Genomic DNA, 15,627 nt, shown 5'->3' with positions numbered 1-15,627 from the left:
AACGAAGGTGCAGAAGGATAGCCACCCGGTTCTTTTTTGCCATGACTCTTATTCATTGTCCTCCTGGACCGCTTTACCGCCAATTCTATATAGATTTTCACAAGAATTGTGTGATAGTATTAATATTGTAACGCTTTAACGTGATAACGTATTAGAGAATTGAAGGGAAAGGGTGGGTTCACAGTGAATTGGAAAAAACAAATACAGAATTTAAAAGCATATCAGCCTGGCAAAACAATAGATGACGTCAAAAAGTTATATGGGTTAAGCTCTATCGTAAAATTATCTTCAAATGAAAATCCGTTCGGTTTTTCTGCGAAGGTAGAAGAGTACTTGAGAAAGGCAGAGTTCACTTATTCCATTTATCCGGATGGTTACGCTAAGATACTCAGAAATTCACTTTCTTCGCATCTTGGAGTATCAGAAAAACAAGTCATTCTTGGAAACGGTTCAGATGAAATTATCCAAATCATTACGAGGGGGCTGCTGCAGCAGGGGGCGAATACGGTCATGGCAAGTCCGACTTTCCCTCAATACAAGCACAACGCTGTAATTGAAGGAGCAGAGGTAAGAGAGATAGTATTGGATGAGTATGGCCGCCACAACCTTGATGAAATGCTTAAGGCTATTGATGAAAATACGACTGTTGTATGGCTTTGCAGTCCGAACAACCCGAGTGGAGAGTACATTTCAGAGAAGTCCTTAACTAACTTCCTGGACCGCGTCCCTCCTCATGTATTAACTGTGTTGGATGAAGCCTACTTTGAGTATGTGACCGCTGGCGATTATTATGACGCCATCAAGCTGGTTGAAAAGTATCCACGCCTTTTGGTCACACGAACTTTTTCAAAAGCATATGGGCTGGCGGGTCTGCGAGTCGGCTACGGAATCGCCAATGAAGAAATCATCTCGAAGCTTGAACCATTGCGTGAACCTTTCAATAATAATATTGTTGCTCAAGGAGCTGCCGCTGCTGCGCTTACTGATCAGGAATTCATAGAGAGATGCCGGCTTGAAAACAGAAAGGGCATGGAACAGTATTATGAACTATGCAGAGAGAAAGAACTGAAGTATTTCCCTTCACAAGCCAATTTCATCGTGATTGATTTTGGAATTGATGGAGATGAAGTTTTTCAGCACTTATTAAGTAAGGGGTATATCGTCCGGTCCGGAAAGGCTCTGGGCTTTCCGACTGCCGTAAGAATAACGATAGGAACTCCTGAACAAAATCAAGGCTTACTGGAAACAATCAGAGATTTCCTGAATACGGATGACTGATATTTAGCAGGCACTCTGATAAACAAACAGAAAAAGAAGGTGAATCTCTTGAAAGGAACAGTTCTGGCAGCCGGACTAGGTTTAATCGGTGGTTCCCTTTGCATCAGTATCAAAAAAGCCCACCCTGACTGCACGATCATTGGATTCGACAGAAAGAAGGAAGAGCAGAGGCGGGCAAGGGAACTCGGAATCATTGATGAAGAAGCTTGTTCTTTTGAAGAGGCAGCCGAAGCAGCTGACTTGATCATCTTAGCTGCACCAGTTAACGGTATCATAAAGTTAATTGAGAAGCTGCAGAGCGTAAGTTTGAAAGAAAATGTCTTGATAACAGACGCTGGCAGTGTAAAAAGTCCAATTATGGAAGCTTCTAAACAGCTGGCAGAGAAAGGGGCTGCCTTTATAGGCGGACACCCGATGGCGGGTTCGCATAAAAGCGGCGTGACAGCGGCTAAAGATCTTCTTTTTGAAAATGCTTATTATATTTTGACACCTGGAGCCGGAATATCCGAAGAGAAATCAGCAGAACTTCAAAGATGGCTTGAAGGAACAAGAGCGAAATTTCTTATACTTGATCCATTGGATCATGACGAGCTCACCGGGGTTGTCAGCCATTTCCCTCACTTGATTGCCTCATCCCTGGTCCACACGGCCATGAGCGCTGAAGATCAATTTCCTTATATCTCGAGGCTCGCCGCAGGAGGCTTTAAAGATACAACAAGAATTGCATCCGCAGATCCGCAGATGTGGAGTGATATTACACTGCAGAACAATCGGGTGCTTCTCAAACTCCTAAGAGAATGGAAGGAAAGTATGGATGTTCTGATTGAAAGAATTGGAGGGGAAGATAAAGAAAATGTGTTTCGTTTCTTTTCTGAGGCTAAGACATTCCGGGATGGACTTCCGGTGAAAAGCAAAGGAGCGATACCTGCTTTCTATGATTTGTACGTGGATATTCCAGACAATCCTGGAGTTATTGCAGAGATAACCGGCTTGCTGGCAAATGAACAGATCAGCCTGACCAACATACGGGTTTTGGAAATGAGGGAAGACTCGGTGGGAAGGCTGGTAATCAGCTTTCAGAACAATACCGATCTTGAAAGAGGTAAAAAGGTCTTGATACAAGAAACCAGTTTTGAAGTATTTTAAAACTAAAACACATTACATAGGGAGGCTGTTATGGAATCGTCGAAAAAATTAGCTTTCATGAGCAATGGGATTAAGGGTGAAATGAAGGTGCCCGGCGACAAGTCCATCTCCCATCGCTCCATTATGTTTGGGGCAATTGCCAAGGGCACAACGGTCATACATAATTTTTTGAAAGCGGAAGATTGCATCAGTACGATGACCTGCTTTAAGCAAATGGGAGTGGAAATCAAGGAAGAGGGTAACAAGGTAATTGTCTACGGAAAAGGCTGGGAAGGCCTTAAAGAGCCTGAGAATATTCTAGATGTCGGAAATTCCGGTACGACCGCCCGCCTGATGTCCGGCATGCTGGCAGGAAGGCCGTTTCATTCTGTCATTGTGGGGGATGAATCAATTGCCAAGAGACCTATGAAGCGTGTAACAGGACCCCTCAGTCTTTTCGGAGCAGATATAGCCGGCCGGAGAAATGGCGAATTCACCCCATTGTCCATCAGGGGCGGAAAGCTTTCTCCTGTTGATTACCAGCTTACAGTAGCCAGTGCTCAAGTAAAATCAGCCATGATCTTTGCTGCACTTCAAGCAGATGGAATATCGGCTATTAAGGAACCGGTTTCTACCCGGAATCATACCGAAACAATGATCAAAAAATTCGGCGGGGATATCAGCAATGAGAATGGCTTGATTACAGTGAGCGGGGGTCAGCAATTCAAAGGAACAGAAGTTAGAGTCCCTGGAGACATTTCTTCAGCCGCTTTTTTCCTTGTGGCAGCTGCGATAGTGCCTGGCAGTACATTGGTCCTGCAGGATGTTGGGCTTAATCCGACAAGAACAGGAATCATCACAGTGATGGAAAAAATGGGAGCGAATATTACTGTAGTAAAATCAAAAGAAACCAGTGAATTTGAAGAGAGGGGTACCATCACGGTTGAAACTTCGTCACTAAGAGGAATTGAGATTGGTGGAGAAATCATCCCTTCACTGATAGATGAACTTCCTGTAATCGCCTTACTGGCTACGCAAGCAGAAGGGCGTACGATAATCAAAGATGCAGAAGAACTGAAAGTGAAAGAAACCAACCGCATTGATGCCATTGTCTCTCAATTGAAAGTTCTTGGAGCCGATATTGAAAGCACGGAGGATGGCATGATTATTAATGGAAAAACCGAATTATATGGTGGGATGGTTGATTCCATGGGAGATCATAGAATAGGCATGACGCTCGCTGTAGCAGCTCTGCTCAGCAAAGAAGAAGTCACCTTGAAAAATGCCGATGCCGTCAATATCTCTTTTCCTGCGTTTTATTCAGACCTTGCTTCATTGTCAATTACTTAAGCTGTTTTCACATATTTTGCGTCTTCTGGAAAAGTCCCAAGAGCTGGATTTTCCCCCGGAAACTAATGGTTTTCTCTCTAATCGGGGAGAGCAGCTCTTTTCTTTTCATAAGGCTGTTTTCGCATATATCTTGCTTTCGGGAAAATCCCAAGAGCCGGATTTTCCCCCGGATACTAAGAGTATTATCTCTTATCAGGAAGAGTAGCTCTTTTCTTTTCGGTATTACTGTATTTTTCCTTATAAATATTGATATTTCTTTGGAATTAATATTAAATAGCAACAAAGTTTACGAAAGAGCCATTTCTTAAATTCATCTCTGAAAGGTGTTTCTGTTCAAGGGTCGAACGGAGACGCCTTTTTCCTATATCAAAATGGCTGGGGCAGAATGTGTCTCTCGATTTTTTTCAGAGGGTCTCAGATGTCTCTTGGAAAACCAGGAGACTATTTAAACACTTCCTAAGTCTTTCAAGCGGATACTTAGGGGAGCCGGGAATTTTTTGGGGTATCTTTACGCCGCATTCAGATTGGGCTCCTCTACTTAGGAATGGGTCTCTTGATGAAACTAGCAGTGCATATCCATAGGATAATAGAGACTAGATTATCAAATTATTTGTCATCACTTTGCTCTTTATCTCATAGCTTGTCTTAAGAGAAGAAGGGAGAGCTGGCGATGGCATATATTATAGAAAATGTACCCTGTATTGAATATGACCGGAGAAGAGATATCACCATGCTTATACAAGATAATAGAATTCGATCAATTAATTCAAACTTTAAACGTTATACTATACCGCGGATGAATGTTTCCCCTTTCTTGATGTCGCCTGTCCACGTTATGGCAGATCTTGAACTTCCTGATTTTTTAAAGTTTGACCATTTCAAGTCATATTTTACAACTGAATTCATTATGAAGGGGTGCACTACCCTGGTTACCTCATTTTCAATAGATTATCAGTCGGAACTTAAAGCGAACTTAAGACGTTTAAGGACTTCACTGCTGTCTAGTCCGATAGATTATGTCATCGTCCTCCGATGCAAAGCCAGGCTGATCACACCGGAACTGATAAGGTGTCTAAAGCGAAATAAAATCCCGGCAGTATTTATTGAATTTTCAACAGAAGAAGATCTAAGGAACATAGCATGGGGTTGGGTAAAAGAAGCTTTATATGGTTACCCGTTGGTTTTTTGTCCTCTTATTTCATCAGAAATCGACAAAAGGAAAAGAGACAGGTTAGTGAATTCATGGCAGGAAATCCTATCAGATCAAGGCATTCCTCATATTCAGTCACCAATCTCCACCAAAAAGCCGATGCCCCTGCAGATTTTGAAAAAAATTGGTATCTTTCCTCTTAAAGGGAATTTCATGGTAGGCGGAGAAATTAGTTATAACCTATATGAAAGCCCTGCCTCTGAAATAGTTGCCCATTGCCAATCATTTCTTTATGATAATCATATGTTACTTCTTACAGTAAACAAGGGTAAAGTACTTATGTCTAATGGAAGATGCTTCTTTCAGCCAGGGATCGGGGAAGAATTGATCATTAAAAATCCCGGCTATTTAACTTGATCATCTCTTGATATAATTTCTAATTAACCCTTCTATAAAAGTATTTGTAGAAGAAAGGATTTTTGATATGAACTATGCAGAAGAAATGCTGACATCACTGGAACAAGGAGACCTTGACAACGCTGCAAAACATTTCAAGCGGGTGAAGAATCTAGGTACTGATGAAGAGAAGTTTACACTTGCAGAAAATCTTTACCACTTAGGTTTTTTGGAGGAGACAAAAGAATTGCTTGAACTCCTTTTAGGCAGCTACCCTGGTGAAGGCGAGCTGATTGTGACACTTGCGGAAGTCCTTGTTGAAATGGATGATGAGGAGGGTGCCCTTGAACTGCTTTCAGAAATGGGGGAAGGGGACCCTGACTATCCGAGGGCATTGCTGTTACAAGCAGACTTGTATCAAATGCAGGGGCTTTTTGAAGTGAGTGAGCAAAAGCTGCTTCAGGCTAAAAAGATTCTCCCGTCAGAACCAGTGATTGATTTTGCGCTTGGTGAACTTTACCTTGAGATAGGAAAGTTTCTTGAAGCGATCCGGTCTTACGAAAATGTCCTTAAAGCTCAAAAGACGAATGTCGGCGGAGTGGATGTCCATCAAAGGATGGGTGAAGCTCTCAGTGCGGGGGGAGACTTCGAACAGGCACTGCATCATTACGAGAAGGCTCTTGATGAGCATTTGGAAATCAATACGCTGTTTGGCTATGCCTTTACAGCCTATCAAGCGGGGTACTATACCAAGGCGATAGAAAAATTGGAATCTGTGAAAGCATTGGATCCTGACTATAATTCGCTGTATCTGCTCCTATCCAAGGCTTACGAACACGAAGAGGAGCTTGAAAAGAGTCTGGAAACAGTGAGAGAAGGGATTACTCATGACGAGTTCAACAAGGAACTCCTATTCCACGGAGGGAAAATTTCCTTGAAGCTCGGCTTGGAAGAGGATGCTGAAAAATTCATGCGTGAATCTCTGGCGCTTGACCAAGGCTATATGGAAGCTGCTCTGACCTTAAACAAACTCTTCCTCCGCCAGGAAAGATACGAGGACATTCTTGAAATCATTAAATTGATGGAGAGTGAAGGAGAAGAAGATCCCCAGCTTCATTGGGACGCAGCAGCTGCTTACGAAAAAACAGAGGATTACAAAGAAGCATTAAAACAATACCGACTTGCATATACTTTCTTTAAAGAACATCCAGAATTTCTTCAGGAATATGGATATTTCCTTATCGAAGAAGGAAAACGCGGAGAGGCCAGAGAAGTATTTAATGAATTGGTAAAGAAAGATCCAACAAATGAAGAGTGGGCTATGATGATTGAAAGGTTGGAAGAATGACTGCCTGTATAACACTGCAGGACAAAATACGCAGAGGAGGGAAATGAATGAAGACCCCTGTATCTGTCAACGAGAAAAAGGATTTCATCCGGTGGTTCTTAAATCGTTACCAGCTGAAGAGACGTGAGTGTGTCTGGATTCTGAATTACCTTATGAGCCATGACCAGCTAATGAAAAAAGTTCATTTTGTCGAAGAAGCACAATATTGTCCAAGAGGGCTGGTCATGTCCACCCATTGTGTAGAGGAAGTGCCGTTCAGGTTTTATAAAGAAAACATTATGACGACGGATGCTGAAAAATCTTTTCATGATATCAGGCTGAATAAGGATGAGGATATTTATATTCAGCTCAATTTCACTAAGGCCAATGCTTCGTACCAGTATGCCGCGGTTCGTGAAGAAAATCCTTTCATGCCGAAATATTTGTTAATTAATGAGAAAGACAGGATAATAGCTGAACAGTTCCTTAAAATCAGTATCGAGACATACCAGAGACAGAAACTCCTCGATGCCATCGATGATGCACTGGATCGGAACGATAAAGAAAAGTTCAGGGAATTGACTTCAAAATTAAAGAGCTTGCCGGTTTAACCATGGAGCTGACAATCTATCAGGATTGTCGGCTTTTTTATTTTAACAATTGGTTTTTGAAAACTCCTGGTTCTCCCGGAGGTTCCAGAGAGCTTATAGCATGATATAAAACACCCTCTTTCTATAGAATAATCCAATTCCGTATCCCTTCTGGCCATTCCAGCAGGAGGAGAGGTATCCGTGCTGAAGGCAATTAATAGCCTAAAATAAGCTGAGTTTTTCCGGGTAAGCTTCAGAATTGAGGTAGTGTCAATAATTATGTGTAAGGGAGTACTCTCCGAATATATATACTCTCTTAGGCAATGGGGGGAGCTTTCCCCTCCGGAGGCCGAAGCTGGTAAGGAAGGCTTCCGGCCTCAGAGAAAACCACCAGTACAAACTGAAGGTTTTATTTGCTTTGAAGGCCTGCAAACTAGACGGCCGCTGCCGCTTTTCAATTCACCGCCCGCCCCGTAGAGCCATATATTCCTTCTCACTAGCTATAGAATTTGCGAAAAGGTCATCTGAAACTACCTATTATTCGAAGATTTTCACAGTACATTTTCACCATTTCATATCCCATACATCTTTAACCTTTCAAAGTCTTTCCGAAAGTGATATCATATTCCGCAAGAAGGACAAATAAGAGGTGTTGTTTAATGAATTGGAATGGAAAAGAAGTAGAAACTTATTTGAAAGAAAAAAAGTATATTGATACAGCAATCATTCCGCTTCTTCCGCTTGGGTTCGGAGAGGATATGAAGACATCTGCTGCACAGGGGGAGTTCATTTCTTTGTTGGCCATGCATTTGGAGCATCAATTCAAAGGCAGGCTGATGTTATTTCCTTCCTTTACATATCTTAAAACTGAAGAAGAAGGCTCTGCAGAAAAAAGGCTGCAGGAATGGAGATCCTCTATGATAGATTCCGGTTTTCAATATGTTTTCTTCCTGACTTCGGACAGCGATTGGAGATTTGCCAGTGATGAACTAGAGCGCAGCCTCATGTGGCTTCCTTCAATTCCCCTCGATAATATGGATGAGAAATATAAGCATTCAATAATGGAGGATCAGGTTAAACAACTGCTGAATGTCATCGTGAAAAAATGGCAGAGTGAAGGATGATTTTAAAAAAGTCACATTGTTGACATCTTTTTAAAGGACTGAGTTATTGACCTGGTAGAGAGATTAATATATCATTATTATGTCCTAGTATTATATTTGTGCGAAAAATGTCCATCGGACTGACCTTACGATAGAGGGGGGATAAGGATGAGCAAACAACGTGTATCTAGACGTCAATTCCTTAATTATACGCTTACTGGTGTAGGCGGTTTCATGGCTGCTGGAATGTTGATGCCAATGGTTCGATTTGCAATCGATCCTGTTTTGAAAGCAGAAGCAGGAGGGGATTTCATTGCAACGAAGCAGAAAGTTGATGAAATAACAAGTGAACCTGTGCGTGTGGATTACAGCTACGAGCAAGTCGATGCGTGGTATACTTCTGATGTTACGCAGACAGCTTGGGTTTACAAAAATGAAAATGATGAAATCGTAGCACTTTCACCTGTTTGTAAACACTTGGGATGTACAGTTAACTGGAATGGCGATAAGAACAATGAAAACATGTTCTACTGCCCATGTCATGGCGGTCTTTACAAGAAGAACGGGAAGAATATTCCTGGAACACCGCCGGTATCACCGTTGGATGTATATCCAACACAAGTTAAAGACGGAATTCTGTACCTTGGAAAACCGGAAGCAAATAATCTAGTAAAGGAGGCGTAATCCGTGCTGAACAAAATGTATGATTGGGTTGATGAGCGTTTAGACATTACGCCTTTATGGCGTGATATCGCTGATCACGAAGTACCTGAGCATGTTAACCCTGCACATCATTTCTCTGCATTTGTTTACTGCTTTGGCGGATTGACTTTCTTCGTGACAGTCATTCAGATCTTGTCTGGGATGTTCCTGACAATGTACTACGTTCCAGATATTCAAAATGCTTGGCAATCTGTTTATTATCTTCAAAATGAAGTAGCTTTCGGACAAATCGTCCGGGGTATGCACCACTGGGGAGCGAGTTTAGTTATTGTAATGATGTTCTTACATACACTGCGCGTCTTTTTCCAAGGAGCATACAAGAAACCGCGTGAACTGAACTGGGTTGTCGGAGTGCTTATCTTCTTCGTGATGCTTGGTCTTGGTTTCACAGGATACTTACTGCCATGGGATATGAAAGCGCTATTTGCGACTAAAGTCGGCTTGGAAATTGCGGCCGCGACTCCTTTCATTGGAGAACAAGTAAAGATTCTGCTTGCCGGTGACGCTACGATCGTAGGAGCGCAGACCCTTACCCGTTTCTTTGCTATACATGTGTTCTTCCTTCCTGCAGCATTGCTGGGATTAATGGGGGCTCACTTCCTGATGATCCGTAAACAAGGGATTTCAGGTCCATTGTAAGATCTTAATTCAATGTGGTTATTGATTCACTTTAACTAAAAAGGAGGGGACACTATGCATAGAGGAAAAGGGATGAAGTTCGTAGGCGACTCTCGTGTGCCTGCAGAACGTAAGCCTAATATTCCGAAAGATTATTCCGAGTTCCCTGGAAAAACAGAAGCCTTCTGGCCTAACTTCTTATTAAAAGAATGGTTGGTCGGAGCGGTATTCTTAATCGGTTATCTTTGTCTGACGGTCGCTCACCCATCACCGTTAGAACGTATTGCCGATCCAACGGATGCGGGATATATTCCATTACCAGATTGGTATTTCTTATTTCTTTATCAATTATTGAAGTATACTTATGCATCAGGCCCATATAATGTCATCGGTGCATTCGTAATTCCAGGACTTGCATTTGGAGCACTTTTGCTTGCTCCATTTATCGACCGCGGACCTGAACGCCGTCCGGTGAAACGTCCATTTGCTACAGGATTTATGCTTTTGGCTCTTGCAGCGACTATCTTCCTTACATGGGAATCTGTCGTTAACCATGATTGGGATGCAGCTAAAAAGCAAGGACAAATCGTTGCAGAAGTGGAAGTGGATACTGAGTCTGAAGGTTACCAAATCTACCAGGAAAACGGCTGTATCAATTGTCACGGTGATACACTTCAAGGTGGATCAACTGCTCCTTCATTAGCTAACCTCGAACTTAGCGAAGAAGAAATTGCTGATATCGCAGTAAACGGTAAACCGCCGGGAATGCCTGCTGGTATGTTTGAAGGTACTGATGAAGAACTTGAAACGCTTGCAGCATTCATCGCAGGACTTGAAAGTGAATAAAGAAAAAAGATCCGGCTGATGCCGGATCTTTTTTTGGATGAAATAAGGGGCAGGACGGGATGAAAAACTTCTCGCTTTTCCTTATAATGTTATACATAACTGTTTGTAGAGATCATGGATATGAAAAGGAGAAAGCATGAATCTAATATATTCCTATTTAACACACAAATCATTTCTTGCCCTGCTGCTTGCTGTCAATATACTGGGCACTATTTATGGCTACATCTGGTATCTTCCTCAATTGGAAAGAACGGCGCCTCATTTCATGGTTTTTGTTCCTGACAGCCCGACAGCCAGTCTCTTCTTTTGTTTTGTAGTAGCAGCTTTATTAAGAGGCAGAAATTGGCCGTTGATGGAAGCTTTAGCGATCATAACATTATTTAAATATGGAATCTGGGCAGTCGTCATGAACTTGCTGACTCTTGGGGTTACTGGATACCTGCCTTGGGAAGGGTATATGCTGATAGGTTCTCACTTTGCGATGGCAGTTCAGGGTTTACTCTACTCCCCATATTACCGTGTGAAAGTCTGGCATATTATAGCAGCCGCTGTGTGGACTCTGCACAATGATATTATTGATTATGTGTTCATGCAGTATCCGGTCTATTCTCAGCTTCATCTATATATCAGGGAAATAGGCTACTTTACTTTCTGGTTGAGTTTATTGTCTATCTTCCTTTGCTATTACTTCACACAAAAAGTGGAAAGACGGAATATTCATCTGGGGTGATAGAATTTTGAGGTCTACTCTTGTGCACACCCTCATACACTTTATTAGTAGTTTGAGGGGGGACAAGTATGAAATTATTCCGGTTGATTTTTATCGCGCTCATTCTCTTTATGATAAGTTTTCCTGTACATTCATCAGCTGAAGAGGCTTCTTTAAAAGAGCTGGATACAATCGCGGACGAGGCCTTGCAAATGACAAAGTCTGGAAGGTTCGATGAAGCGAAGCAGCTTTTACAATATTTTTCGGACAAGTTTTCTGAAGTGAATGCAAGGGAACGTTCCTTTTCAATGGACGAACTCCGGATTCTTACAGTGGCTCATGAAGGAGCTCTGCAATCTCTAGCGAATACGACCGAGTCGGCAGAGCAGCGAATTGATTCGGTCATCACATTCAGACTGGTCATGGATACAATTTCTTCGCAGCATCAGCCATTGTGGACTGAGATGGAAAAGCCGATTATGTCAGCTTTTCAGCAGATGCAGACGGCTGCCAATGAGGGGGATGCAGAAGAATATCATTCGACCCTTAATCAGTTTTTGACGAAGTACAGCATCATCCAGCCAAGTATCAAATTGGATATTCCTGTAGAAAAAGTACAGGAGCTTGATTCAAGGATTACATTCATTGATCGCTATAGAAGCGAAAGCGGAAGCGGCACGGAAACAATCAATGAATTGAATACCTTGGAAACTGATTTGGAAGATTTATTCGATGGCCTCACGGAAGATGAAGCAGATCCTTCACTCTGGTGGATGATCACTACCACAGGAAGTATTATCATCCTTACATTATCTTATGTAGGCTGGAGAAAATATAAAGGGGAATCTGAACAGTCCCGATCTGAAAGGCAAAAGGATTGACAACCATATCAGCAGAAGATAAAATTTAAATAATTACAACTAGATGGAGGTTTGAAATGGGAGGATTTATCCTTTACTTCATTTTAATTTCATTAATTCCGGTTTTGGCGAGTATGAATGTGAAGAAAACATTTAAAAAATATTCAAGGGTTGCCACTACGTCGGGGATGACGGGAGCGGAAATGGCCCGCCGTATATTGGATGAAAACGGGTTATATGATGTGAAAGTAGTTGAAGGACGCGGATTCTTAAGCGACCACTATAACCCTATTAATAAAACCGTTGCATTATCACCTGATAATTACCATGGACATTCTGTTGCGGGTGCGGCAGTTGCTGCCCATGAAGTGGGACATGCGATACAGGACAGCGAGAGCTATGCTTTTCTTCGCTTTCGACATGCACTGGTTCCTGTAGCGAATATCAGTTCCAACATGTCTTTTGTATTTATCTTGATCGGGATCTTTAGTCAACTTTCTGGAATGTTCCTGTTGGGTATTGTTCTAATGGCTGCTGGAGTTCTGTTCCAATTCATCACTCTGCCGGTCGAATTCAATGCTTCCTCCAGGGCGATGAATCAAATCGTTTCACTCGGATTGATTCGTAACGAAGAAGAACGTCATGCTAAAAAAGTATTGAATGCTGCCGCGTTGACGTATGTTGCCGCCGCCGCTGTTGCGTTAATCGAACTCCTTCGTCTTGTGCTGATCTACACTGGTATGCAGGGAGAAGATTAATTAAAAAGCGGAAGCATCCTGTTTAGCCCCGACAGACAATGTTCTGAAGGGCTAAGTCCGTTCCAGTGTGTGCGGACCATCAGGTGCAGGATTCTGAAACGCTGCAAAATCCTCTACTCTTTTATCTATTTTAAAAAGTGCTTCCCGGATCCGGGAAGCACTTTTTTTAGTTAATTCTCAAGAGGGTTTTTATTTTCATCCAGAGTGAACCCCTCTCCTAATACATCGTGAACCACCGTGACAGAAACAAATGCATGGGGATCGACAAAGCTGATGATATTCTTTAAACGCACGATCTCATTTTTACCAACCACACAGTAGAGGACATTGCGATTTTCTTTTGTAAATGAGCCGTGGCCTTTAAGGACGGTAACTCCCCTGTCCATCTTTTCATTGATTGTATCAGCGATTTCCTCATACTTGTCAGAGATGATCATAGCACCTCTGGCTGCATAGGCCCCTTCCTGCATGAAATCAATCACTCTTGCTCCCACAAATACGGCCACTAGAGTATACATGGCTTCCCGATAGCCCAGGTATGTAATAAGGGAAACCGATATAACCAGAGCATCAAAAATAAACATCGTTTTCCCCATGCTCCAGCCCACATACTTATGAACCAGCCTGGCGATAATATCCACCCCGCCGGTCGTTCCGCCATATCTGAAGATAATCCCTAGTCCTACACCTAGGAAAGCCCCAGCAAAGAGAGCTGCAAGAAATAAATCGCCCTCCAAAGGTATTCTGACTTGGTATCGTTGGAAAATCCATAGAAATACTGAGAGGGCAATGGTCCCGATAATGGTATAGTAAAAAGCGCGCCTTCCTAAAAACTTCCATCCGATAAAAAAGATCGGTATGTTCAATGCAAGGTTAGAATAAGAAGGGTCAATGCCGGCAAGAAAGTATAATAATAACGTAATGCCTGTAAAACCGCCTTCTGCAAGCTCGTTCTGCATGTTGAAATGGACAAGTCCAAAAGCAAATATCGCAGAACCGAGAATGATAAAAAGTGTATTTTTGACTCGCAGTCCGAGTAACATAATTGTTCCTCCAATCTTTCATTAGTTGAATTATAAAAGTAAAGAACAGCTGGTTTATGTATTCCAGTTATAGTGTTTTCAGTCGAATTACCTGCTTTTATGCCAGTATGAGGAGATTTCCTGGAGACAGCCGCCGTATTCTTTTCTTATAACAGAGCAATTATATAGGAAGAGATGTAAACTATCAATAAGGCTTTTCTTCTTCAGCTTAAGGTCTATGTGAAATCTAATAGACTCTTCGGAAGAAAAGCAATGGTCTTTTACTGATAATGTAAGTGTCCTTAGAGACTTCGACAGAGAAGAAGCCGTTGGAAGTCTCTTTCATGTATTAAATTTCTTTATCGAATGAATTTTTTACCTGACAACATATCAGGTTATTCACTTTAAGATAGACGCGAAGTATGCTGATGCTATTGTGTATCTTATTAAGTAAAAGCTTGGTGGGAGCGGCTGACGTTTTTCTCAGGCAGAACAGTCCTCTCTGGGTAATCATATGATGCAAGCTAAAAGGGTGGATATGGTTTAATTATTTGTCAAAATTCAATTCTTTAGCTAACATAATAGAAGAAATTAGCGAGGTGTTATTATGGGAGAAAATAAAACAATTAAAGAAATGCAAAATGAAGTAGATACATACATAGGACAGTTTAAAGAGGGGTACTTCAGTCCGCTGGCTATGATGGCCAGATTAACGGAAGAAATGGGGGAATTGGCAAGAGAGGTCAACCATTACCACGGAGAGAAACCGAAAAAAAGTACTGAAGAAGATAATACTATAGAAGAAGAACTTGGCGATATTCTTTTTGTCGTCACATGCCTGGCCAATTCACTGGGGATTGACCTCGAAACAGCACATAATACAGTCATGCACAAATTCAACACCAGAGATAAAGACCGTTGGACACGCAAAGAGGAGGATGGAAGCAATGGCACAAATTAAAGTTACAATAGCTGGTCCAAGGGGAAGAATGGGCAGGGAAGCTGTTAAGATGGTAGAAAGTACAAATGATTTCAAACTAATCAGTGTGCTCGATCATAAGCACGAAGGAAAAAGGCTGAGTGATTTAGAAGGCTTCTCAGGATCCGATGTTCCTGTTTATACAGATATTAAGGAGTGCTTTGATACCGAAGCTCCTCATGTCCTGATTGATTTGACAATCCCGGAAACAGGGTATTTACATACAAAAACAGCTTTGGATTACGGAGTCAGGCCAGTTGTTGGCACAACAGGCTTTTCCTCGGAACAGCTGGCTGAGTTGAAAGAGTTGGCCGAGACGAGAAAGCTAGGGTGTATCATAGCACCCAATTTTGCTGTTGGTGCCGTATTGATGATGAAATTCTCCCAAATGGCAGCAAAGTATTTCCAAGATGTTGAAATCATTGAACTTCATCATGACCAAAAGCTTGATGCGCCTTCAGGTACAGCTGTGAAAACGGCTGAAATGATTGCTTCCCAAAGGGAAATGAAGGTACAGGGCCATCCTGAGGAAAAGGAAACAATAGAAGGTGCAAGAGGGGCAGACTATGAGGGGATGCACATTCACAGCGTACGTCTGCCGGGACTTATTGCCCATCAGCAAGTCCTGTTCGGTGCTGAGGGACAAAGCTTAACCATCCGACATGACTCCTATAACCGAGCTTCCTTCATGTCAGGAGTTAAAGTATGTGTTGATACGGTCATGAAACTTGATACATTGGTTTACGGACTTGAGAATATACTGGATTAAAACGGAGGCCGATCTGCAAGAGCC

At 42.1% G+C, this 15,627-nt stretch carries 16 protein-coding genes; 15 read left to right on the top strand and 1 reads right to left on the bottom strand.

Annotated elements, in window-relative coordinates; all coding sequences use genetic code 11:
* Positions 1-183: 183 nt before the first annotated feature.
* From hisC to FZC78_RS05345, 13 genes are all read left to right on the top strand, one after another.
* Complete coding sequence (gene hisC, locus FZC78_RS05405) at positions 184-1,278, top strand: histidinol-phosphate transaminase (protein WP_148938611.1); 1,095 nt, start codon at positions 184-186, stop codon at positions 1,276-1,278.
* A 48-nt stretch (positions 1,279-1,326) separates the two neighbouring features.
* Positions 1,327-2,424, top strand: coding sequence for a prephenate dehydrogenase (locus tag FZC78_RS05400; protein ID WP_148938610.1), 1,098 nt, complete (start codon positions 1,327-1,329; stop codon positions 2,422-2,424).
* Positions 2,425-2,454: 30 nt separating this feature from the next.
* Positions 2,455-3,753, top strand: a complete 1,299-nt coding sequence (gene aroA, locus FZC78_RS05395; protein ID WP_148938609.1) for a 3-phosphoshikimate 1-carboxyvinyltransferase — start codon at positions 2,455-2,457, stop codon at positions 3,751-3,753.
* 670 nt (positions 3,754-4,423) lie between these two features.
* Entirely contained in the window at positions 4,424-5,320 is an 897-nt protein-coding gene (locus FZC78_RS05390; protein WP_148938608.1) for a hypothetical protein, read from the top strand.
* A gap of 67 nt (positions 5,321-5,387) precedes the next feature.
* Positions 5,388-6,647 carry a tetratricopeptide repeat protein gene (locus FZC78_RS05385; protein WP_148938607.1) on the top strand — a complete coding sequence of 420 codons (1,260 nt, stop codon included), beginning with the start codon at positions 5,388-5,390 and terminating at the stop codon, positions 6,645-6,647.
* A gap of 47 nt (positions 6,648-6,694) precedes the next feature.
* Positions 6,695-7,237, top strand: a complete 543-nt coding sequence (locus FZC78_RS05380) for a ReoY family proteolytic degradation factor (RefSeq protein WP_148938606.1) — start codon at positions 6,695-6,697, stop codon at positions 7,235-7,237.
* A gap of 638 nt (positions 7,238-7,875) precedes the next feature.
* Positions 7,876-8,340, top strand: coding sequence for a YpiF family protein (locus tag FZC78_RS05375; RefSeq protein ID WP_148938605.1), 465 nt, complete (start codon positions 7,876-7,878; stop codon positions 8,338-8,340).
* A gap of 147 nt (positions 8,341-8,487) precedes the next feature.
* Entirely contained in the window at positions 8,488-9,003 is a 516-nt protein-coding gene (locus FZC78_RS05370) for a ubiquinol-cytochrome c reductase iron-sulfur subunit (protein ID WP_148938604.1), read from the top strand.
* 3 nt (positions 9,004-9,006) lie between these two features.
* Positions 9,007-9,681: a menaquinol-cytochrome c reductase cytochrome b subunit gene (gene qcrB / locus FZC78_RS05365; RefSeq protein WP_148938603.1), complete on the top strand. Its 675-nt coding sequence runs from the start codon at positions 9,007-9,009 to the stop codon at positions 9,679-9,681.
* 54 nt (positions 9,682-9,735) lie between these two features.
* On the top strand, positions 9,736-10,506 hold the full coding sequence (locus tag FZC78_RS05360; RefSeq protein WP_148938602.1) for a menaquinol-cytochrome c reductase cytochrome b/c subunit: 771 nt from the start codon (positions 9,736-9,738) through the stop codon (positions 10,504-10,506).
* 136 nt (positions 10,507-10,642) lie between these two features.
* A complete protein-coding gene (locus FZC78_RS05355; protein ID WP_148938601.1) occupies positions 10,643-11,236 on the top strand; it encodes a DUF1405 domain-containing protein in 594 nt (197 codons plus the stop codon).
* Positions 11,237-11,304: 68 nt separating this feature from the next.
* Entirely contained in the window at positions 11,305-12,096 is a 792-nt protein-coding gene (gene ypjB, locus FZC78_RS05350) for a sporulation protein YpjB (RefSeq protein WP_148938600.1), read from the top strand.
* Between the two features lie 56 nt (positions 12,097-12,152).
* Positions 12,153-12,833: a zinc metallopeptidase gene (locus FZC78_RS05345; protein ID WP_148938599.1), complete on the top strand. Its 681-nt coding sequence runs from the start codon at positions 12,153-12,155 to the stop codon at positions 12,831-12,833.
* A 170-nt stretch (positions 12,834-13,003) separates the two neighbouring features.
* Here the strand turns inward: FZC78_RS05345 and FZC78_RS05340 are convergent, their stop codons facing one another.
* Positions 13,004-13,876, bottom strand: coding sequence for a YitT family protein (locus FZC78_RS05340; protein WP_148938598.1), 873 nt, complete (start codon positions 13,874-13,876; stop codon positions 13,004-13,006).
* Between the two features lie 586 nt (positions 13,877-14,462).
* Between FZC78_RS05340 and FZC78_RS05335 the strand changes: the two genes are divergently transcribed.
* Both FZC78_RS05335 and dapB read left to right on the top strand, forming a co-directional pair.
* Positions 14,463-14,816, top strand: a complete 354-nt coding sequence (locus FZC78_RS05335; RefSeq protein WP_148938597.1) for a nucleotide pyrophosphohydrolase — start codon at positions 14,463-14,465, stop codon at positions 14,814-14,816.
* Positions 14,803-15,603, top strand: a complete 801-nt coding sequence (gene dapB, locus FZC78_RS05330) for a 4-hydroxy-tetrahydrodipicolinate reductase (protein WP_148938596.1) — start codon at positions 14,803-14,805, stop codon at positions 15,601-15,603. Before FZC78_RS05335 ends, dapB begins: the two co-directional genes overlap by 14 nt.
* Positions 15,604-15,627 lie beyond the last annotated feature (24 nt).

It is taken from the genome of Rossellomorea vietnamensis (assembly GCF_008180415.1).
Lineage (GTDB): Bacteria > Bacillota > Bacilli > Bacillales > Bacillaceae_B > Rossellomorea > Rossellomorea vietnamensis_C.
Note: the sequence above shows the minus strand (reverse complement) of the source record. Positions and strands in the feature narration are given on the sequence as shown.

Excerpts from the sequence above, each read along its gene's own strand:
- FZC78_RS05360 (WP_148938602.1), top strand. The coding sequence starts at position 9,736 with ATGCATAGAGGAAAAGGGATGAAGTTCGTAGGCGACTCTCGTGTGCCT.
- FZC78_RS05340 (WP_148938598.1), bottom strand. The coding sequence starts at position 13,876 with ATGTTACTCGGACTGCGAGTCAAAAATACACTTTTTATCATTCTCGGT.
- aroA (WP_148938609.1), top strand. The coding sequence starts at position 2,455 with ATGGAATCGTCGAAAAAATTAGCTTTCATGAGCAATGGGATTAAGGGT.
- FZC78_RS05380 (WP_148938606.1), top strand. The coding sequence starts at position 6,695 with ATGAAGACCCCTGTATCTGTCAACGAGAAAAAGGATTTCATCCGGTGG.
- FZC78_RS05335 (WP_148938597.1), top strand. The coding sequence starts at position 14,463 with ATGGGAGAAAATAAAACAATTAAAGAAATGCAAAATGAAGTAGATACA.
- FZC78_RS05355 (WP_148938601.1), top strand. The coding sequence starts at position 10,643 with ATGAATCTAATATATTCCTATTTAACACACAAATCATTTCTTGCCCTG.
- FZC78_RS05390 (WP_148938608.1), top strand. The coding sequence starts at position 4,424 with ATGGCATATATTATAGAAAATGTACCCTGTATTGAATATGACCGGAGA.
- FZC78_RS05375 (WP_148938605.1), top strand. The coding sequence starts at position 7,876 with ATGAATTGGAATGGAAAAGAAGTAGAAACTTATTTGAAAGAAAAAAAG.
- dapB (WP_148938596.1), top strand. The coding sequence starts at position 14,803 with ATGGCACAAATTAAAGTTACAATAGCTGGTCCAAGGGGAAGAATGGGC.
- ypjB (WP_148938600.1), top strand. The coding sequence starts at position 11,305 with ATGAAATTATTCCGGTTGATTTTTATCGCGCTCATTCTCTTTATGATA.
- FZC78_RS05345 (WP_148938599.1), top strand. The coding sequence starts at position 12,153 with ATGGGAGGATTTATCCTTTACTTCATTTTAATTTCATTAATTCCGGTT.
- FZC78_RS05385 (WP_148938607.1), top strand. The coding sequence starts at position 5,388 with ATGAACTATGCAGAAGAAATGCTGACATCACTGGAACAAGGAGACCTT.
- FZC78_RS05370 (WP_148938604.1), top strand. The coding sequence starts at position 8,488 with ATGAGCAAACAACGTGTATCTAGACGTCAATTCCTTAATTATACGCTT.